Raw genomic sequence first — 22,310 nt, forward strand, 5'->3', positions numbered from 1 at the left:
ATATTAAAATAATTTATTAATAAAATTGATTAAATAATGTATATAAAACTAGTTATATTAATTATTATAATGTCTATATCATCTGTTTCAGCATTTGAATTAAAAAAAAATAAAAAAAATTTTTATCAAGCAAAAATTTTAGCAAGTAAAATAGAAAAAAAAGCTCCTGGAACTTTTTATTGTGGTTGTAAAATTATATGGAATAATAAAAAAGGAATACCAGATTTAAATTCATGTGGATATAAAATACGAAAAAATAAAGTGAGAGCAAATAGAATTGAATGGGAACATGTAGTTCCAGCATCACAATTTGGAAATAAAAGAATTTGCTGGAAAATAGGAGGACGTAGTCAATGCGATAAAGATTCAGGATATCAAAAAATAGAAACAGATTTGCATAATTTAAGACCTGCTATAGGAGAAATTAATGGAGATAGGTCTAATTTTTTATTCGAATTAATAAGAAATAAAAAATTGGTAAATCAGTATGGAAAATGTAGCGTGAAAATTGATTTCAAAAATAAGATTATAGAACCTCCAGAAATAGCTAGAGGAGCTATAGCTAGAACTTATTTTTACATGAGAGATAAATATAAAATTAAATTATCAGATAAACAATCGTATATTATGAGCATATGGAATAAAAAATATAAAGTTAGTTTATGGGAGTGTAAAAGAAATAATTTAATTTCAAAATATCAAGGAAATTATAATTTTTATATAACAAATCAATGCAAATAATTTTTTATTAAAATGAAAATTTATAGAATATATTTAAAAAATAATAACATAAAGATTAATAAAAAAATCGTAATAAATAATATAAAACAAGTACATTATTTAAATAAAGTAGTAAGAATCAAACATAACGACTTAATAGAAATATTTAATAATAGTAAATATGTGTATCATGCAAAAATTATAAATTTAAAAAAAAACAATATACATATGAAAATAATAAAAATAATAGAAACAAAAAAAGAATCTTTCTTACAATTACATTTAGGACAAGTTATATCTAAAAAACAAAATATGGATTTTACTATACAAAAATCTGTAGAATTAGGAGTAAAAACTATTACTCCATTAATTTCAGAAAAATGTTATAAAAAATACAAAAATGATGTATATGAAAAAAAAATAACACGATGGAAAAAAATAGCTGAATCTGCATGCTGCCAATGTCAAAGAAATATATTACCGAAAATTAATAACATAACTGAATTAAAAAAGTGGTGTATAGAACAAACTAAATCACTAAAAATATTTTTTAACCCTTATAGTTCTATAAGTATTAAAAAACTACCAAAAAAACATATAAAAAATATAAGATTATTAATAGGATCAGAACATGGTTTTAGTAGTATAGAAATAGAATTATTAAAAAAAAATAAATTTTATGATATTTTGTTAGGGCCAAGAATATTAAGAACCGAAACTGCTTCAATTACAGCTATTAGTATTTTACAATTCAAATATGGAGATATTTAAAATTTTAAAAAATCCATAGTTTACTAGGAGTTAAAACATAAGGTAAACGAATATCCCAATCATAAACCGGAAAATTATCAACTAATTGAAAATCATAAGCTAAACCAATAGGTATAATATTATATAAGTTATAATTATATAATAATCGGTCATAAAATCCTTGACCGAAACCTAATCTATTACCTTTTTTATTAAAAGCAACCAATGGAACAAAAATAATTTTGAGCTGAAAAATATCTATAGAAGCATTTCTTTCATAAAAAGGTTCTTTTATATTAAATTTATTTATTAATAATTTAGCATTACTATAATAACGCACAAAGATAATTTTTTTTTCTTTAAAAGAAGATATTTTAGGAACGTAAACATTGTTACTATTTGATAATAAATTTTTAATTAAATTAAAAGTATCAATTTCACCGTCAAAAGATAAAAAAATACCAACATTAAAATTTGATTTTACTATTCCGTAACTAAAAATATGATTAGATATTTCTTTACTAAAAAAAATTCTCTGTTTTTTAGTTATATTATTTCTTAGATGTCTAATATAATTTCTTATATTTTTGGATGATTTATCTTTAATAAACATATTGATTAATACTATTTTAATATTTTTATTAATTGATTATTTTCTCATGGTTTTTATACCACTATTTGTACCTATTAGAGCAATATCCGCTGTTCGATTAGCAAATATACCAACGGTTACAACACCAGGTAATGAATTAATAAAATTTTCCATATTTAAAGGATTTGAAATATCTAAATTATGAACATCAATAATAATATTATTATTTTCTGTAACTATATTTTGTCTAAGAACAGGTATTCCTCCTAATTTTATTATTTCTTTAGATATATAATTATAAGATAAAGGAATAATTTCTATCGGTACAGGAAATTTTCCTAAATATTCTACTTTTTTAGATTCATCAACTATACAAATAAATTTATTAGCAAAATTAGAAATTATTTTTTCTTTAGTAAGAGCTCCTCCTCCACCTTTAATCATTTCTAAATTAGAATTAATTTCATCCGCACTATCTATATATAATACTAAAGAACTAATTTGATTTAAATCAAATACTTTGATACCTTCCCGTTTTAAATATGTAGTAGAAATAACTGAACTAGAAACTGTACCTTTTATAATATGTTTTATTGATTTTAAAGCGTGTGTTATAAAGTTAATTATTGTAGTGCCAGTTCCTATTCCTATAATAGATCCAGGAGGAATAAAATCAATAACTGCATAACCTACAGATTTTTTTAACTGATCCTGATTCATAATAAAACTCATTATATAATAAAAAAATTGGTATAATTGAAGTCAAAGTATTACAAGATAAAAATCTTTAACAAATAAATATTTTTTATGTATATTTTATAAAATTTAAATGAGGGGAAAAATAAACTTAATTATATAAAAATAACTGATGCAATTTATTGCAACTCTGGGGTACCTGGATTCGAACCAGGGATGCCGGTATCAAAAACCGGTGCCTTATCCTCTTGGCTATACCCCAAAAAAAAATAATAATAAATAACATTTTACATTTTTACGGGAGACGAGACTTGAACTCGTAAACCTTTCGGTGCCAGAACCTAAATCTGGTGCGTCTGCCAATTTCGCCACTCCCGCAAAAAAGATTGTATTTTACATGAGTATATATAATAATTAATGTTAGTTGTTTAATTGTGGCTATGATGGGATTTGAACCCATGACCTCAGCGTTATGAGTGCTGCGCTCTAAACCAACTGAGCTACATAGCCTTTATTAATTTTTATTTACTGTTAAAATAAAAATTAATTATAACAACAAAAAAATTAAAAATAAACATATTACTTATGATAACCGTAAATTATATTTTATACAATAGTAAATTTATAAAATGTATATAAAATAACAAATAAAAAATAAAATGTACTAATTATTCAAATTGTTGGTATCAAAATGAAAAAAAATAATCATAAAATAAATTTCATTAATCATATAATAAATAAAGATTTTGAAAAAAATAAAAAAATAAAAGTACGTACTAGATTTCCTCCCGAACCAAACGGATATCTGCATTTAGGTCATGCAAAATCTATATGTTTAAATTTTGGAATTGCAAAATATTATAATGGAACATGTAATTTGAGATTAGATGATACTAATCCTGAAAAAGAAAATAAAAATTATGTAGAATCTATAAAAAATGATGTTAAATGGCTAGGTTTCAAATGGCATGGTAAGGAGCATTACGCATCAGAATATTTTAATAAAATATATCAATATGCAATTGAATTAATCAAGAAAGGATTGGCATATGTTGATAGAATGTCAAAAAAAGAAATAAAAATACACCGTGGAACATTAAACACAAAAGGTAAAAATAGTATATATAGAACACAATCTGTAAAAGAAAACTTATTTCTATTCAAACAAATGAGAAAAGGTAGGTTTAAAGAAGGAAGTATGTGTTTAAGAGCAAAAATCAATATGAGTTCTTCATATATAATAATGAGAGATCCTGTATTATATAGAATTAAATTTGTTAGACATCATAAAACTGAAAAAAAATGGTGTATATTTCCTATGTATGATTTTACTCATTGTATATCCGATGCTATTGAAAAAATAACACACTCTTTATGTACTTTAGAATTTGAAAATAATAGGCGTTTATACAATTGGATATTAAAAAATATCAATATAAATTTTTATCCAAAACAATATGAATTCTCAAAATTAAATTTAGAATACAATATTTTATCTAAAAGAAAAATAAAAAAAATAATAGAAAAAAAAATAATTAAAGGGTGGGATGATCCTAGAATTATGACTATTATTGGTTTAAAAAGAAGAGGATATACAGCATCTTCTATAAGAGAATTTTGTAATAGAATTGGTGTTAGCAAAAAAAATAATTTAATAGAAATATGCGCTTTAGAAGCATGCATATCTGAAGAATTAAATAAAAATGCTAATAGAATTATGGCTATATTAAATCCTATAAAAATTATTATAGAAAACTTACATGAAAGTTATAAAGAAAATATATTACTTAAAAACCATCCAAAAAATATAAACATGGGAACAAGAAAAGCAATATTTAGCAAGGAAATATATATAGATAAAAAAGATTTTTGTGAAAACTCACATCCCGGATATAAAAGACTATCATTAGGCAAAGAAGTTAGACTGAGATATGCATATATAATTAAAGCAACAAAAGTAGAAAAAGATAATAAAGGCAATATAAAAAATATTTTTTGTGTATGTGATTTAAACACATTAGGTAAAAATCCTACAGATAGAAAAATTAAAGGAGTTATACATTGGATTTCAGCTTTAAATGCAATAAAAGCTAAATTTAATTTATATAATTATCTTTTTTTAATTAAAAATCCAGAATTAGAAAAAAATTTTTTAAATTTTATTAATCCAAAATCTTTAGTTATTCAATACGGATTAATAGAAAAATGGAGCAAAAAAATAAAACCAGGATCTAATTATCAATTTGAAAGAGAAGGTTATTTTTCAGCAGATTATAAAGAATTTACAAACAAAAACTTGGTATTCAATCGTATTATTAAGTTAAATAGATAAAATTTGATAAATATTAATTAAATAAAATAGATAAAAAGGTTTAAAAAATAAAATAAACAAGATATTCTTAAAAAAATTATAAATATTTTAAATCAAATTTATGTAACAAAAAATTATATTTTTTATATTATTACTAATAAAAAATTTTTAATTATTAGTAATTTATCTTTTAAAAATCTAAACCTCTGGTGTAATAATGACCACACATTATATTTTTATAACAGGTGGAGTAGTTTCATCTTTAGGTAAGGGTATAGTAGCAGCTTCATTAGCTGCAATTCTAGAAAATAGAAAATTAAATATTAGTATAATAAAACTTGATCCATATATTAATGTAGATCCAGGGACAATTAGTCCAACTCAACATGGAGAAGTATTTGTAACAGAAGATGGAGCTGAAACAGACTTAGATCTAGGTCATTATGAACGTTTTATTGATACTAAAATGACAAAGAAAAATAATTTTACTACTGGAAGTGTATACTCTGAAGTGTTAAATAAAGAAAGAAAAGGAGATTATTTAGGATCAACTATTCAGGTAATACCTCACATAACTAACGAAATCAAAAGAAAAATCATTGATGGAAGCATAGGTAGAGACATAGTATTAGTAGAAATAGGAGGAACAGTAGGAGATATAGAATCGCTCCCATTTCTAGAAGCAATACGTCAAATGTCAGCAGATATAGGCAGAAAAAATATCGTATATATACACTTAACATTAGTTCCTTATATTGAAACAACAAAAGAAATAAAAACTAAACCAACTCAACACTCTGTAAAACAACTATTATCAATAGGAATACAACCAGATATAATAATATGTCGCTCAAAGTATATAGTTCCAATTCATGAAAAAGAGAAAATTGCTTTATTTTGTAATGTTTCTAAAAAAGCTGTAATTTCACTTCAAGATGTAAAGTCAATATATAAAATACCTATTTTATTACAACACCAAGGGCTAGATAGTTACATATGCAATTATTTTAAATTAAAAGTTCCATTAGCAAAATTAAATGAATGGAAAAAAATAATACAAGAACAAAACAATTTTGATAAAAAAGTTATTATTGGTATAATAGGAAAGTATGTTTCTTTGCCAGATGCTTATAAATCAATTATAGAAGCACTAAAACATGGAGGATTAAAAACACAAATAAGTGTACAAATAAAGTTAATAGATGCTGAAATAATAGAAAAAAAAGGACAAAATATATTAAAAAATCTAAATGGCATTTTAATACCAGGAGGTTTTGGTAATAGAGGAATAAAAGGTAAAATAACTGCTGCGCGCTATGCTAGAGAAAATCTTATTCCCTATTTTGGAATATGTTTAGGTATGCAAATAGCATTAATAGAATTTTCTCGTAATGTTGCAGGATTAAAAGAAGCTAATTCTACAGAATTTGATCCTAATTGTAAATACCCTGTTATAACATTAATACCTAATTCGACAAAAATAAAAAAAATAAAAAATAATAAAAAAAATCAAAAACAAAAAGAAATTAATTTAGGCGGAACTATGAGATTAGGAAATTATACATGTAAATTAATTAAAAATTGTTTATCTAGTAAGATATATAAAAAAAAATATATAATAGAAAGACATCGACATAGATATGAAATAAATAATAAACTAATAGAAAAAATAAAAAAATTTGGCTTAATAATTGCTGGAAAATCTAAAAACGCTAGCTTTATTGAAATTATTGAAATACCATTTCATCCTTGGTTTTTAGGATGCCAATTTCACCCAGAATTTACTTCGAATCCAAAAAAAGGTCATCCTTTATTTATTAGTTTTATAAAAGCAGCAAGCAAAAGTTATATAAATTAAACAAAAATAAGGATAATAATATGTCAAAAATTACAAAAATAATAGGAAGAGAGATAATTGATTCTAGAGGTAATCCGACAATAGAATCAGAAGTTCATTTAAAAGATGGAAGTATAGGAATAGCATCTGTACCTTCAGGAGCTTCTAAAGGAAGTCGTGAAGCAATGGAACTAAGAGATAGTGAAAATCCATATCGTTATCATGGAAAAGGAGTACAAAAATCTGTTAGTTATATAAATAAAGAAATACAACAATCTCTAAAAAATAAATGTGCTGAAAATCAACAAAATATTGATAACATAATGATTCAATTAGATGGAACTGAAAATAAATCTAGATTAGGTGCTAATACTATCTTAGCAGTTTCTTTAGCAGTAGCAAAATCAGCTTCAATATCTAAAAAAATACCTTTTTATCAACATATATCAGAAATTAATGAAACACCAGGAACATTTTCAATTCCATTACCAATGATGAATTTAATTAATGGAGGAGCTCATGCAAATAATAATATTGATATACAAGAATTTATGATAAAACCAATAAAACAAATAAATATTAAAGAATCTATAAGAATGGGTTCGGAAATATTTTACACTCTTGGAAAAATTTTAAAAGAAAATAATCTAAATACAGCAGTAGGAGATGAAGGAGGATATGCCCCAAATCTAAAATCTAATAACCAAGCTATAGAAATATTGCTTAGTGCAATTAAAGAATCAGGATATATAATAGGAAAAGATGTGACATTGGCAATAGATTGCGCTGCATCAGAAATATACAATAAAAAAACATTAAAATATAAATTAAAAGGAGAAAATAAAGAATTTTCATCAAAAGAATTTACGAACTATCTAAAACAACTAACAGAAAAATATCATATAACTTCTATAGAAGATGGATTACATGAATCTGACTGGAACGGATTTAAGTATCAGACTAAATTAATGGGTAAAAAAATTCAAATAGTAGGAGATGACCTTTTCGTAACTAACACTAAAATTTTAAAGAGAGGAATAAAAGAAAATGTGGCTAATGCTATTTTAATTAAATTAAATCAAATAGGATCGCTAACAGAAACATTAATGACTATAAAAATGGCAAAACAGGCGAATTATAAAGTAATTATTTCACATAGATCCGGAGAAACAGAAGACGTGACAATATCTGATTTAGCTGTTGGAACTTCTGCGGGACAAATAAAAACTGGATCTCTAAGCAGATCAGAAAGAACTGCTAAATATAATCAACTAATTAGAATAGAAGAAAAAATAACAAATACTATCATTTAACAAAATTATTGATTAAATCATTAAAATAACGGGTATTTAATAAACTCGTTATTTTTTAAAAAATTATATTTTTTGAACTAATGTTATTGCATGACATGCAATTCCTTCTGTTCTACCTACAAAACCTAATTTTTCTGTAGTTGTAGATTTAATGCTAATATTTTTATATGAACAAGATAAATCTTTAGAAATATTAATCCGCATATCTTTTATATAAGGTGTCATTATAGGATATTCTGCAATAATTGTCATATCTGTGTTGGAAATACAATATCCTATATTTTTAACTTTATCATAAGCTTTACGTAATAAGATACGACTATCAATATTCTTATAAATTTTTTTAGTGCTAGAAAAAAACAATCCTATATCACCTAATGATACTGATCCTAATAAAGAATCTATTAAACAATGCAATAGTACATCACCATCGGAATGAGCAATTAAACATTTAGTATGAGGTATTATCACACCTCCCATAATAAAACTAGTTTTTTTTTCTGTACTACTAAAAGCATGAACATCAAAACCACTTCCAATACGCATAATTATCAATAACCTCTTAAATATATACTGAATTTAAATAATAATTAATTAATTTTAAATCTTCAGGAAAAGTAAGTTTAATATTTTGATTAGATCCTAATACCATCTTAGGATAATATCCACATAATTCTAAAGCAGATGATTCATCAGTAATTTTAATACCTTTTCTTAATATATATTTTAAACAATTAAATATTAATTTAAATGGAAAAATTTGAGGCGTCAATGAAAGAAATAAACTATCCCGATTAACTGTATGAGAAATATATTTATTATATTTTATAAATTTTATAGTATCTTTAATTTTATTAGTCAATATTCCGCCAACACTACTTGTATTAACTAAGTCTATTATTTTATTAAGATCTTTATATTGTAAACAGGGTCTAACTGCATCATGAATTAGTACCCATTCAGCATTTTTTACAAAAGATAATCCTAGAAATACAGAACTACAACGATTTATACCACCCCTAGTTACAAAAATACGTTTATTTAAATAAATAGGTAAGTTACAAAAATAATTATCTTTTTTATGTAAAACAATTATTATTTTTATAATTCTAGAATCTTTCAGTAAAGTAGAAATAGAATGTTCAATTATTGTGCGTTTATTGATAACTAAATACTGTTTAGGAAAATTTAATAACATTCTTTTTCCTATACCAGCAGCAGGTATAACAGCAACAATATTATTTTTTTTTAACTTCATAGTTAACTTATACAATGTAAAATTAAAAATTAGTAATAAATATTAATTTAATGTAATAATTCTTGAATTAATCTATAAAAAATCTCATGATTTTTTAATTATTCCTAATTTACTAAGAGCTATACCTTTTATAGATTCTAATGTATTATTATTTATATATTCTATTTCTTTTAAAATTTTCTTATTATTTATTCTTGCTTTAATATTATTTTTTTTTATTTTAATAAAAGTTTTATATATAAAAAAGTAATCACAAAAACCATTTTTACCAAACCAAAAAGAATATTGCAACCAAAATAATAAAATAAATAATATAAAAGTAATTTTGTCTATTTTAAAAAATTTATTTAAATTTATAGATAACATTTATATATTATATAACCTTTAAAATATAAAAAATTAATAAAATTTAATAATTACATAAGATAATAATTAAAATAAGTTTAATTAAAATTAAAAATAAATTATTAAAATAAAAATATAAATTTATTTTTATAAAAAATTTAATACAACAATATAAATATCAATTTTAATATAATTAAAATCATAAAACAATACAATAATTATTAAATTAATAACATAAAACATGTTATTTTAATATTACATAAAAAGTTAGATCAATACAATTATTGATTATATCACACAGGAAAAGATTATATGATTAGTAAAAAGATATTAATATTAATAGATGGATCATACTATTTATATCGTTCTTATTATGCTTTAAAAAATCTTAAAAACGAAAAAGGAGAGCAATCTGGAGCTATATATGGTGTTATAAATTTAATAATAAATTTAATTAAAAAATACAAAACAAAAAATATTGCAATAATTTTTGATTATAAAAAAAAAACTTTAGAAATAAAATCTTTGCAGAATACAAAGCTAATAGAAAAATAATGCCAGAAAATTTAAAAAATCAAATAGCTCCTTTAATAAAAATAATTAAAGCAATAGGAATACCGTTTATATCTATTAAAAATGTAGAGTCTGATGATGTTATTGGAACTTTATGCAAACAAGCAGAAAAAGATAATAGAAAAGTAATAATAGTTACGAGCGATAAAGATATGGCTCAATTAGTTACAAAAAATATTAATATTATTAATGATAATATTGATTATATTATGGGCATTAAAGAAATAAAGAAAAAATATGGAGTATATCCTAAAAATATAATAGATTTATTAGCGTTAACAGGAGACAAATCAGATAATATTCCAGGAATTAAAGGAATTGGTCCAAAAACAGCAATAAAACTTATAGAAGAAATAGGTGATTTAACATTAATTTATAAAAACTTAAAAAAAATATTAACAATTAAAATACGTGGAGCTAAAAATATTATAAAAAAACTAAATAAAGATAAAAAAAATGCTTTAATATCTTATAAATTAGTAAAAATAAAATTAAATGTAAAATTACAAATTTCTCTTGAAAATATAAAAATAAAAAATACAAAAATAAAAACAGTATTAAATTTATTTAAATATTACAATTTTAATAAATGGATAAAACAAATAGAATTAAATACATGGAATTTAAAAACAGATAATAAATTGAATATTGATAAAAAAGAAAAAAAAAATAAAATAAAACAAAAATTTGTATATTTAAATAAAGAAAATTTAGAAAATAATATAAATATTATAAATAATTACAGTATGATTTCAATATATTTTGAAATTAAAGATATAAAAAATGTATGTAACAATATTAATATAAGAAACATTTTTATATCAACATCTAAAAAAACTACATATATTATTAATATAGAAGAAATTCATCAAATAAATAACAAAAAAACATTTGATAAAAATTATATATTTTTAAAATTAAAAAATATTTTAGAAAATAATTTAATAAATAAAATTCACTATAATTTAAAATTAAATTTAATAATTTTTAAAAAATATAATATAAAATTAAGAGGAAAAAATTTTGATATTATACTAGAATCTTATTTACTAAAAAACACAATAAAAAATCATGATAAGATTGAAATTCTGACAGAAAAATGGATACAATTAAAAAATAATACATATAGCAATATAAAAAATAAAATTACAAAAAACATTATAGAAGAAAATCAAAAATCTATAATTATATTCATGTTACATGTAATAATGTACAAAAAAATTAAAAAAAATAAAAAAATAAAAAATCTATTATTAAATTTAGACATACCTTTATTAAAAGTAATTTTAAGAATTGAAAAAAATGGGGTATTAATAAACAAAAATGTGCTAATAAAACATGCAGAAAAAATAAAAATAAGATTAAAAGAAATAAATAAAAAAGTAAAAACACTAACAGGAAAAAATTTCAATATTTTATCTACAAATCAGTTAAAAAATATATTATTTAATGATGAACAAAAAAAAAAATTATCAACTAGTAAATTAACATTGAAAAATTTGTTTAAAAATAATCCATTAATTACTTTAATATTAGAATATCGAAAATTATATAAAATAAAATCTGTATACTGCGACAATTTAATAAAATTGATTAATAATATTACAAAAAGAATACATACTTGTTATAATCAAGTAAAAACAACCACAGGAAGATTAACTTCTACAAATCCTAATCTGCAAAACATACCAATAAAAAGCAAAGAAGGAAAAATAGTAAGACAAGCATTTATATCTAATAAAAATAATATATTAGTATCAGTAGATTACTCACAAATAGAACTAAGAATTATAGCACACTTCTCAAAGGATAAAAAACTTCTATTATACTTTAAAAAAAATAAAGATATTCATATAGAAACAGCTAAAAAAATATTTAATATTAAATCAACAGAAATAACAAAAGATCAAAGACAGATAGCTAAAACCATAAATTTTGCATTAATTTATGGAATGAAACCTTTTGGACTATCAAAAATATTAAATATAAACATAATAGAAGCTGAAAATTATATAAAAATTTTTTTTAAAAAATATAAAGGAGTATATAATTATATAAAACAAAATTTAGAATTTGCAAAAAAAAATAAATATGTTTTAACATTGTTTGGAAGAATTTTACATGTTAAAGATATCAATTCTTTGAATAATAATAAAAAAAAATCATCTGAAAGATTGGCAATAAATGGACCTATACAAGGTACAGTAGCAGATATTATCAAATATTCTATGATTAAAATAGACCAATGGATTAATAAAAATAAAATACAAAAAAATATAAAAATGATAATGCAAATACATGATGAATTGATATTTGAAATTAATAAAAATAATATTTATAAATATTGTGAAAAAATTAAAAAAATAATGGAAAATAATAAAAAACTAACTGTACCAATTAATATAAATATAAAAACTGGAAAAAATTTACTAGAAATGAAACTAATAAAAATATTAAAATAAAAATATTAGTATCTAATTAATACCTTAATTAGTAAATTAAAAATATATTAATTAATTTTTATATTAAATTTAATTTTTAGACCATAAATCTAACATATTAGATAATTTTTTAACACTATCTTTGTTAAAAATTGAAAATAATTCAACTGTTATTGTATTGTTATAATCTTGAAATATAATATGTTTTATCTGAATTAAAACTTTTTTTTGTAAGCTAAATGATATTTTGTCAGATTTAGTCAATAAAATTAAAACTTGTATTTTATTTAAAAATGCTAGTTTAATAACTTCTTGATCTATTTTTTTCATAGGATGACGAATATCCATAAAAACAACTATACCCTGTAAAATAGTACTTGTATTTAAATATCTAAATACTACATTTTTGAAATTTGAATTAATTAAATAAGAATATTTAACATATCCATAACCAGGAAAATCTAATAAATAAAATCCTTTAAATACTTCAAAAAAATTAACTAGTTTAGTACAACCTGGAACTTTACTAGTACGTGATAATTTTTTTTGATTAGTTAGAAAATTTAAAGCACTAGATTTTCCAGAGTTAGAATAACCTAAAAATGCTACTTCAATTCCTGAATTTATATTTTTATAAGTTATATTAGGTTCGCTTTTTAAAAATCTAGTTTGGTGATAATTATATTTTGACAATTATTATATCCATAATTTTTAGAAAATTATAAAAATTAAATTATTTAATATTTTACATGATAAAATAAATTAAATAAAGTTATTAAAATTAATAAATAATAAAAATATTAAAAGTTTAATAGAGAGGTAAATAAAATTAAACAATGATTAAAAGAATTAGAAACATAGCTGTGATAGCTCATATTGATCATGGAAAAACTACTTTAATAGAAAAAATATTAGAACAGTCAGATACTTTTAAAAAAACACATAAAACAATTAATAAGATAATGGATTCTAATGTAATAGAAAAAGAAAGAGGAATTACTATATTAGCTAAAAATACCTCAATTACATGGAATAATCATACTATAAATATAATAGATACTCCTGGTCATGCAGATTTTAGCGGTGAAGTGGAAAGAATTATTTCTATGGTAGATTCAGTTCTTTTAATTGTAGATGCATTAGAAGGTCCTATGCCTCAAACTAGATTTGTTACAAAAAAAGCATTTGAAAACAACATAAAACCAATTGTAGTAATAAACAAAATAGATAGAAAAGATGCTAGGCCTGATTGGGTGATAAATGAAATTTTTGATTTGTTTATAAACTTAAACGCAACAGATGACCAGCTAGATTTTAAAGTAGTATATACTTCAGCATTACTAGGATCATCAGGAACTGAAATAAATAAAATCAAAAATAATATGGATGCTTTATATAATAGCATAATTAAATATGCTCCTTATCCTAAAGTAAAATTAAACGGTCATTTTCAAATGCAAATTTCACAATTAGATTATGATAATTATTTAGGAATTGTAGGTATAGGTAAAATTAATAGAGGGATAGTTAAAACAAATCAACAAGTTGCAATTATAAATAGTAAAAATGAAATTAAATACGGAAAAATAAATAAAGTTTTAAAATATCAAGGAATAAATAAATTTGAAAGTGAATCAGCAAAAGCAGGAGATATTATCGCTATTACTGGTTTAAATAATATCAAAATTTCTAATACAATATGTGATTATAAAAACATAGAAATAATGAAAGAAATAAAGATTGAAAAACCTACTGTAACAATGTTTTTTGGAGTTAATACATCACCTTTCTCAGGTAAAGAAGGTAAATATATTACATCTAGAAAAATATTAGAAAGATTAAAAAAAGAAACTATAAATAATATAGCTTTAAAAGTAGAAGAAACTAAAAAAAATAACGTTTTTAGCGTATCAGGTAGAGGAGAATTACATATTTCAATATTAATAGAAAATATGAGGAGAGAAGGATTTGAATTAGAAATTTCTAGACCAAAAGTAATATTGAGAAAGATCAATAATATTATAAAAGAACCATTTGAAGATGTATTAATAGAAATAAAAGAAAAACATCAAGGAATAATTATGAAAATAATGGGAGAAAGAAAAAATGATCTAAAAAGTATAAATAAATCAGAAAATAAAGATAGAGTACGTATGCACTATACAGCAACAAGTAGATCTTTGATAGGATTTAGATCAGAATTTATAAATATAACATCTGGAACAGGAGTATTATACTCGTCTTTTAGTCACTATGATAACTTACAAAACTATAATAAAAAACAAAGAGAAAACGGAGTATTAATTTCTAATAAAGAAGGAACATCTATTGGATTTGCTTTATTTAATTTACAAAATAGAGGAAAGCTCTTTATAGGACCAGGAGAAAAAGTTTATGAAGGTCAAATTATTGGAATACATAATAGAAATAATGATTTAACTGTAAATTGTTTACTTGCAAAAAAACTTACTAATATGAGAGCATCAGGTTCTGATGAAGCTATTAATCTAACAACACCAATTAGAATGAGCTTAGAGGAGTCATTATCATTTATAAATGATGATGAATTGATAGAAGTAACACCTAAGAATATTCGTTTACGAAAAAAATATTTGACTATAAATGCAAGAAAAAAAACAAGTAAATATATTAAATAATTTTAATTAAAACTTATAATAAAAAGGTAAGTAATATAATTCAAAATTTATTAAATTATAATTAATAATAAAAATTATATTACTTACTAAAAACACTAAAAATGTATAAATTATCAACAATAATTAATTCATTATAATTACTTAGATAATAAATATAAAAATAATAAATAATTAATTATTTAAAAGTTCATTAATTAAAAGTTTATATTTAATTTTCTGGCGATTAGTAGATAAACGTTCTGCGCAAATAATATTTCTTAAATTAATTATAGATGAATTAAAATTATCATTTATGATTAAATAATCATATTCAACATAATGATTCATTTCTAAAACAGATTTAGACATACGTTTTTTAATAATATTATTACTATCTTGAGAACGAAATAATAATCTATTATACAATTCACTTTTTGAAGGAGGAAGCAAAAAAATACTCTTAGAATCAGGAATTTTATCTTTTATTTGTTTAGCTCCTTGCCAATCTATATCTAAAAAGATATCCATACCTTCTGATAAAACTTTATAAACATTTAATTTAGAAGTTCCGTAATAATTATTAAATACTTTAGCATATTCTAAAAATTGTTTTTTTTTAATCATATAAAAAAATTCTTCTTTAGATATAAAGTAATAATGTTGACCATTATTTTCACCTGGTCTAATTGTTCTAGTAGTATGCGAAATAGATACTTTAGTATCATAAATTAATTTTGTTTTTAACAAAGCATTAATTAAACTAGACTTACCAGCTCCACTAGGAGCCGAAATAATAAAAATTTTTCCTATAGACATAAAATTTAATTTATTTAATCATAAAAATATATTTGTATTTAAAAAATAATTATACATTTTAAAATATTTTTTTATTTAAATTTTATATAAAATTAAAAATAAAAATAATAAAAATTATAAAAATAATATATATTATATTATTTTCAATAAAATATTTGTTTTATAAATACGTAATTTAATATCATTAACTAAATTTTTATCTAATACTCCCTGAATTATAAAATATATATTACTTACTGTTATAATATTTAAAATTTTTCCTGCAATATACCATTTACCAAAAACTTGTTTTTCAATTAAATTACTATTAACATATAAATTATTATATTTTCCAAATAAACAATACAAAGATTTTTTATTAGATTTAGAAAAATTAATTTTAGAAATCATTTCCTGTCCAATATAACAACCTTTATCAAAACTTAAACCATGATTAGAAGCTAAATTTAAATTCTGAGGAAAAAACTTACCAATGATTTTATTATTTATGATAGGGAAATTAGATCTAATTAACAAACTTAAAAAGTAAGAATTATCATAAGAAACAATGTTTTTATTTAATTGCTGAATACGATTATTAAAGTTATCAACATGTATAATTATTAAAAAATGTTTAATAGGATATTTAAAACTTAAAACAAATATATCTTTATTGCATATTAATAAATTATTAAATTTATTAAACTTAATTTCAAAATTTTCTTCTAAGAAACTAACAGCTTTAAAACCTAAAACACCAATCAATACTAATTCAGAATTTTGTTCAATATTTAATCTAGAAAAAATGGAATATTTTTTTAATTCAAAAATTTGTTTATTAGTAATATTAGAAGGCTGAATATAATAAAAATCTTTTAAATATTTGAATATGTAAAAAACACTTAAAATCTTTCCTTTATTATTGCAATGAGCAGAAATTAAATAGTTATTTTTATTTAGTAATTTAATATCAATAGTAAATTGACTTTGCAGATAATTAAAACTATCAATACCACATATTTTAATTATTTTTAATTCATTCAATAAAAATAATTTTAACGGTACATCTTTTTTTAAAATAGTATTTAAATCAGAAAAAGTATCTAAAACCATAAAATGTCGCCTAGAAATATTTTTATATACAATAAATAGTATTAATTGTAAATAAATATATCATATTGTACAAAAACATATAAGTTTATATAAATAAAATAATATAAAATTAAAAAATATTATATAATTTTTAATATTTTATTCAAAAAAGAAAAATATAATATGAAAGATATATATATAATTAAAAATAAAATAAATTATATAAAAAAAAATATAAAAATAATAAAAAAAAATTTACAAATTAATAAAAAAAACAAACGATTAAAAAAAATAAATCAAGAATTAGCAACACCGCAAATTTGGAAAAATAATAAACTTTATGCAAAAAATTTAAATAAAGAAAAATATAATTTAGAAAAAATTATAAATAAAATTAACATAATACAAACAAGTATTAATGATATTAATGATATAATTATTTTTTCTTTAAAAGAAAAAGATAAATCTTTATTAAAAGAGACAGAAAAATTATTAAAAGATCTGGAAAAAAGAATAAAAAAAATTAAAATACAGCAAATGTTTTTTAAAAAAAATGATAAAAATAATTGTTATATAGATATTCAACCAGGATCAGGCGGAATAGAAGCTCAAGATTGGGCTAAAATGCTATTAAAAATGTATTTAAAATGGGCTGAAAATAAAAATTTTAAAAGTGAAATAATAGATATATTACCAGGAGAAATAGCTGGAATTAAATATGCTACATTAAAAATAGAAGGAAAATATGCTTTTGGATGGATGAGAACAGAAAACGGTATACATCGTTTAGTACGCAAAAGCCCATTTGATTCTACAGGAAAAAGACATACATCATTCAGTTCAATTTTTGTTTATCCTGATATAAATAATAAAGATATAAATATAGATTTTAATCTTTCTGATATCAGAATAGATGTATATAGAGCTTCAGGAGCAGGAGGTCAACATGTTAATAGAACAGAATCAGCTGTAAGAATAACCCATATACCAACTGGCATAGTAACTCAATGTCAAAATGATAGATCTCAACATAAGAATAAAGAAACAGCTATTAAACAAATGAAATCTAAATTATATAAATTAGAACTTATTAAAAAAAATATAGAAAAAAAAAATCTAGAAAAACAAAAATCAGATATTAGATGGGGTAATCAAATTAGATCTTACATATTAGACGATTCTAGAATTAAAGATATAAGAACTAATATAGAAAGCAGAAATATACAAGCAATACTAAATGGAGAATTAGATATATTCATATTAGAAAGTCTAAAATTAGAACTACAAAAGGATTATGAAAATGATAGAAAAAAAAATAAATAAAAACAATAATGAATTTCAAGTCAGGTTAAATAAATTACAAGATATAAAAAGAAAAGGTATAGCTTTTCCTAATAATTTTAAAACTAGTGATAATATTTATACAATAAAAAAAAAATATATATCTGAAAGTAATGAAAAATTAAAAAAAATAAATAAAAAATTTTGTATAGCAGGAAGAATAGTAAATCAAAGGAAAATAGGTCAAGTGACATTTCTTTCACTGCAAGATATAAATGGAACAATTCAGATATATATAAAAAAACAAGTAATAACCAAAAAAATTTATGATAAAGAAATAAAAAAATTAGATTTAGGAGATATAATTGGAGTTAAAGGTAAATTATTTAAAACTATAACTAAAGAACTTACTATCTATTGCGAAAAATTTCAACTTTTAACTAAATGTTTAAGATCTTTACCAGATAAATTTCATGGATTAGCTAATAAAGAAATAAAATATCGAAAAAGATATTTAGATCTTATAACTAATAGAAATATATGTAATATCTTTAAAAAAAGGTTTTTGATTATAAAATCAATTCGTAAATTTATGGATAATAATGATTTTATAGAAGTAGAAACTCCTATGATGCAAAATATTCCAGGAGGAGCTATAGCTAATCCTTTTATCACATATCATAAATCTTTAAATATAAATTTATATCTAAGAATATCACCAGAATTAAGTTTAAAACAATTAATTATAGGAGGATTTAATAAAATATTTGAAATAAATAGAAATTTTAGAAATGAAGGTTTATCTCTTCGTCATAATCCAGAGTTTACAATGATGGAATTATACATATCATATATCACATATGTTGAAATGATGCAATTTGCTGAAAATTTATTAAAATATTTAGTAAAAAAAATCTTTAAAAAAAATAAAATAAAATTTAAAGGATATAACATTGATTTTAGTAAAAAATTTCAAATATTAACAATGAAAGAGTCTATTTTAAAATTTTATCCAAAAATAAAAATAAATGACTTAAAAAATAAAAATGAAATTATAAAAATTGCTAATTATTTAGATATTAATGTAGAAAGTAACTTTACTAAAGAAAGAATTATATTGGAAATATTTGAAAAAAAAATAGAAAATAAATTAATAGAACCTACATTTATCACAGAATATTCATTAGAATCTTCTCCTCTTGCTAGAACAAATGATAACAATCCTAATGTAGCTGATAGATTTGAATTATTTATAGGAGGAATGGAAATAGGCAATGGTTTTTCAGAATTAAACGATTCTGAAGATCAAAGCAATAGATTCAAAAAACAATATATTGAAAAATATAAAAATAAAAATATAGAAAAACAATTCTACGATAAAGAATATATAAAAGCTCTTGAATATGGTCTGCCTCCTACTGCTGGTATGGGTATAGGTATAGATAGAATAGTTATGTTATTAACAAATAGCTATAATATAAAAGATGTTATATTATTTCCAATATTAAAACCAATAAAATAAAAACAAAAATGAAAGAAATAAATAAAAAAAAATTTATAAGTAATAATAAAATTATTAGTATAATGAAAAAGATAAAAAAACCTATATGGATATATAATGAAAAAAAAATATGTGAAAAAATTAAAGAACTAAGCAATTTTGATATAGTTAGATATGCACAAAAAGCATGTTCAAATATACATATATTATCTATAATGAAAGAAAATGGACTTAAAGTAGATGCAGTTTCTTTAGGTGAAATAGAAAGAGCTTTAGCTGCAGGTTACAGTACGCAAAACGAAGATATAGTTTTTACTTCTGATATTTTTGATATAAATACGCTAAAAAAAGTTTTAAAATTAAATATTACAGTTAATGTTGGTTCAATAGATATGATTCATCAAATAGGAGAAACATCACCAAATCATAATATTTGGATTAGAATTAACCCAAGATTTGGTCACGGACATAGCAAAAAAACCAATACTGGAGGAGAAAATAGCAAACATGGTATATGGTATATAAAAGAAGCTAAAGAAGCTATAAAAAAATATAAATTGAAATTAAAAGGTTTGCATATGCATATAGGTTCAGGAGTAGATTATAAGCACTTGAAAAAACTATGTCAATCAATGGTAGAACAGGTAAAATATTTAGATCAAGATATAAATTTAATATCAGCAGGAGGAGGATTACCTATTCCATATAAAAAAAATGATAAGTCTATCAACATAAAACACTACTTTAAATTATGGAATAATGCAAGAAAAGAAATAGAAAAATATTTAGGTCACAAAATAAAATTAGAAATAGAACCTGGGCGTTTTTTAGTAGCTGAGTCAGGTCTACTTATAACTCAAATTAGAGCAATAAAAAAAATAAAAAATAGAAGATTTATTTTAGTAGATGCAGGATTCAATGATTTAATGAGACCAATTATGTATGGAAGCTACCATCATATATCAATAATACCGCATAATAGTAGAAAAATAAAAAAAGATGAGTTAATTGAAACAGTAGTAGGAGGACCATTATGTGAATCAGGAGATATTTTCACACAAACAGAATTAGGAGATATTGAAACTCGTTTACTTCCAATTGCATATCCTGGAGATTATTTAATATTTTATGATACTGGAGCATATGGAGCTTCTATGTCATCAAATTATAATAGTAGACCATTAATTCCAGAATTTTTATTAAAAAAAAGTAATATATTATTTCAAATAAGAAGACCGCAAACTATAAAAGAATTATTAATGCTAGAAAGAATTAAAAAAATATTTTAGTAAAATTATAATGAATTTTTCTTTAAACTTTCAGTTATATAATTATGTTATTTTTTTAACTAAAAATATACCTATAAATTGGTATGGATTAATGTATATTTTTATATTTTTAATATATATAGTGTATGGAACTAAAAAATCAAACATTCCAAATTTTTTTTTAACAAAAAAAGAAATAGAAAATTTGTTATTTTATGGTTTTTTAGGTATGCTAGTAGGAGGTAGAATAGGATATATAATATTATATAATATAAAATTTTTTATTATTAATCCTATTTATATATTCAAAATATGGATGGGAGGCATGTCATTTCACGGAGGATTAATAGGAATATTAATCTCATTGTTATTTTTTTCTTATAGAACTAAAAAAAACTTCTTTTATATTTCTGATTTTATTACCCCATTAGCACCATTAGGAATTACTTTAGGAAGATTAGGCAATTTTATAAATGGAGAGTTATGGGGAAGAATATCAGTTAATAATAGTTTTTCAATATTATTTCCTAATTCAAAATATGTAGATCTAAAAGAAACAATAATCCATCCCCAATATAAAATATTTATAAATAAATTCGGGGTAATTCCTAGACACCCATCTCAATTATATGAACTTTTATTAGAAGGAATAATTTTATTTTTATTACTAAATAAAATGAATAAAAAAAATAAAAATCCGGGATACATATCTTCACTGTTTTTAATATTTTATGGAATACTAAGATTTATATGTGAATATTTTAGAGAACCTGATTATCAAATTAAATTTATAATAAATTATTTTACAATAGGTCAAATTTTATCTTTTCCAATGATTATATTAGGTATAGTAACTATTACAAAATGTTACATAAATTCATTCATTAAAAAATTAAAATAA

General features: G+C 21.3%; 18 protein-coding genes, 3 tRNA genes and 1 pseudogene. 11 read left to right on the forward strand and 11 right to left on the reverse strand.

From position 1 onward, the window contains the following. The first annotated feature begins 69 nt into the window (after positions 1–69). Together AB4W60_RS01850 and AB4W60_RS01855 are read left to right on the forward strand one after the other, a co-directional pair. On the forward strand, positions 70–741 hold the full coding sequence (locus AB4W60_RS01850; protein WP_367676329.1) for an endonuclease: 672 nt from the start codon (positions 70–72) through the stop codon (positions 739–741). Between the two features lie 12 nt (positions 742–753). Further along, complete coding sequence (locus tag AB4W60_RS01855; protein WP_367676054.1) at positions 754–1,491, forward strand: 16S rRNA (uracil(1498)-N(3))-methyltransferase; 738 nt, start codon at positions 754–756, stop codon at positions 1,489–1,491. A gap of 4 nt (positions 1,492–1,495) precedes the next feature. On the opposite strand, the gene AB4W60_RS01860 is transcribed toward AB4W60_RS01855, so the two are convergent. From AB4W60_RS01860 to AB4W60_RS01880, 5 genes are all read right to left on the reverse strand, one after another. After that, the gene (locus AB4W60_RS01860; protein ID WP_367676055.1) at positions 1,496–2,083 is read right to left on the reverse strand and encodes a 5-formyltetrahydrofolate cyclo-ligase; all 588 of its coding nucleotides are present in this window, start codon (positions 2,081–2,083) and stop codon (positions 1,496–1,498) included. A gap of 36 nt (positions 2,084–2,119) precedes the next feature. Next, positions 2,120–2,782, reverse strand: coding sequence for a ribose-5-phosphate isomerase RpiA (gene rpiA, locus AB4W60_RS01865; RefSeq protein ID WP_367676056.1), 663 nt, complete (start codon positions 2,780–2,782; stop codon positions 2,120–2,122). A 166-nt stretch (positions 2,783–2,948) separates the two neighbouring features. After that, a tRNA-Gln gene (locus AB4W60_RS01870) sits at positions 2,949–3,020 on the reverse strand. A 34-nt stretch (positions 3,021–3,054) separates the two neighbouring features. Continuing rightward, positions 3,055–3,136: transfer RNA gene (locus AB4W60_RS01875), tRNA-Leu, on the reverse strand. Between the two features lie 57 nt (positions 3,137–3,193). Further along, positions 3,194–3,268 (reverse strand) — tRNA-Met (locus AB4W60_RS01880). Between the two features lie 181 nt (positions 3,269–3,449). Here AB4W60_RS01880 and glnS point away from each other — a divergent pair. The 3 genes from glnS to eno all read left to right on the forward strand — a co-directional run bounded on the left by glnS (position 3,450) and on the right by eno (position 8,219). Further along, positions 3,450–5,090 (forward strand): glutamine--tRNA ligase, encoded by a 1,641-nt coding sequence (glnS, locus tag AB4W60_RS01885; protein ID WP_367676057.1) that lies wholly within the window; start codon positions 3,450–3,452, stop codon positions 5,088–5,090. Between the two features lie 196 nt (positions 5,091–5,286). Beyond that, entirely contained in the window at positions 5,287–6,927 is a 1,641-nt protein-coding gene (locus tag AB4W60_RS01890; RefSeq protein ID WP_343188499.1) for a CTP synthase, read from the forward strand. Between the two features lie 20 nt (positions 6,928–6,947). Further along, complete coding sequence (gene eno, locus AB4W60_RS01895) at positions 6,948–8,219, forward strand: phosphopyruvate hydratase (RefSeq protein WP_367676058.1); 1,272 nt, start codon at positions 6,948–6,950, stop codon at positions 8,217–8,219. Positions 8,220–8,282: 63 nt separating this feature from the next. Here eno and ispF read toward each other — a convergent pair whose 3' ends face one another. From ispF to AB4W60_RS01910, 3 genes are all read right to left on the reverse strand, one after another. Beyond that, complete coding sequence (gene ispF, locus AB4W60_RS01900) at positions 8,283–8,765, reverse strand: 2-C-methyl-D-erythritol 2,4-cyclodiphosphate synthase (protein WP_367676059.1); 483 nt, start codon at positions 8,763–8,765, stop codon at positions 8,283–8,285. 16 nt (positions 8,766–8,781) lie between these two features. Further along, on the reverse strand, positions 8,782–9,477 hold the full coding sequence (ispD, locus tag AB4W60_RS01905) for a 2-C-methyl-D-erythritol 4-phosphate cytidylyltransferase (RefSeq protein ID WP_343188502.1): 696 nt from the start codon (positions 9,475–9,477) through the stop codon (positions 8,782–8,784). Positions 9,478–9,561: 84 nt separating this feature from the next. Next, entirely contained in the window at positions 9,562–9,843 is a 282-nt protein-coding gene (locus AB4W60_RS01910; protein ID WP_343188503.1) for a septum formation initiator family protein, read from the reverse strand. Positions 9,844–10,134: 291 nt separating this feature from the next. Here AB4W60_RS01910 and polA point away from each other — a divergent pair. After that, a pseudogene (gene polA, locus AB4W60_RS01915) lies at positions 10,135–12,857 on the forward strand (DNA polymerase I). A gap of 69 nt (positions 12,858–12,926) precedes the next feature. On the opposite strand, the gene yihA reads toward polA, so the two are convergent. After that, positions 12,927–13,529: a ribosome biogenesis GTP-binding protein YihA/YsxC gene (gene yihA, locus AB4W60_RS01920; RefSeq protein ID WP_343188504.1), complete on the reverse strand. Its 603-nt coding sequence runs from the start codon at positions 13,527–13,529 to the stop codon at positions 12,927–12,929. A 143-nt stretch (positions 13,530–13,672) separates the two neighbouring features. Between yihA and typA the strand changes: the two genes are divergently transcribed. Continuing rightward, complete coding sequence (gene typA, locus AB4W60_RS01925) at positions 13,673–15,493, forward strand: translational GTPase TypA (RefSeq protein ID WP_367676060.1); 1,821 nt, start codon at positions 13,673–13,675, stop codon at positions 15,491–15,493. A gap of 171 nt (positions 15,494–15,664) precedes the next feature. Here typA and gmk read toward each other — a convergent pair whose 3' ends face one another. Then, positions 15,665–16,288, reverse strand: coding sequence for a guanylate kinase (gene gmk, locus AB4W60_RS01930; RefSeq protein WP_367676061.1), 624 nt, complete (start codon positions 16,286–16,288; stop codon positions 15,665–15,667). Between the two features lie 132 nt (positions 16,289–16,420). After that, positions 16,421–17,380, reverse strand: coding sequence for a tRNA-modifying protein YgfZ (gene ygfZ / locus AB4W60_RS01935; protein WP_367676062.1), 960 nt, complete (start codon positions 17,378–17,380; stop codon positions 16,421–16,423). A gap of 162 nt (positions 17,381–17,542) precedes the next feature. On the opposite strand from ygfZ, the gene prfB reads away from it, so the two are divergent. Genes prfB through lgt form a run of 4 tightly spaced genes read left to right on the forward strand, consistent with a single transcriptional unit; the run spans position 17,543 to position 22,310 of the window. Beyond that, entirely contained in the window at positions 17,543–18,682 is a 1,140-nt protein-coding gene (gene prfB / locus AB4W60_RS01940; protein ID WP_367676063.1) for a peptide chain release factor 2, read from the forward strand. Next, positions 18,654–20,162, forward strand: coding sequence for a lysine--tRNA ligase (lysS, locus tag AB4W60_RS01945; RefSeq protein ID WP_367676064.1), 1,509 nt, complete (start codon positions 18,654–18,656; stop codon positions 20,160–20,162). The genes prfB and lysS overlap by 29 nt, the downstream gene beginning before the upstream one ends. A gap of 8 nt (positions 20,163–20,170) precedes the next feature. Continuing rightward, on the forward strand, positions 20,171–21,430 hold the full coding sequence (lysA, locus tag AB4W60_RS01950) for a diaminopimelate decarboxylase (protein ID WP_367676065.1): 1,260 nt from the start codon (positions 20,171–20,173) through the stop codon (positions 21,428–21,430). Positions 21,431–21,440: 10 nt separating this feature from the next. Then, positions 21,441–22,310: a prolipoprotein diacylglyceryl transferase gene (gene lgt, locus AB4W60_RS01955; protein ID WP_367676066.1), complete on the forward strand. Its 870-nt coding sequence runs from the start codon at positions 21,441–21,443 to the stop codon at positions 22,308–22,310.

This window comes from Buchnera aphidicola (Neophyllaphis podocarpi), from assembly GCF_964059055.1.
Lineage (GTDB): Bacteria > Pseudomonadota > Gammaproteobacteria > Enterobacterales > Enterobacteriaceae > Buchnera_M > Buchnera_M aphidicola_A.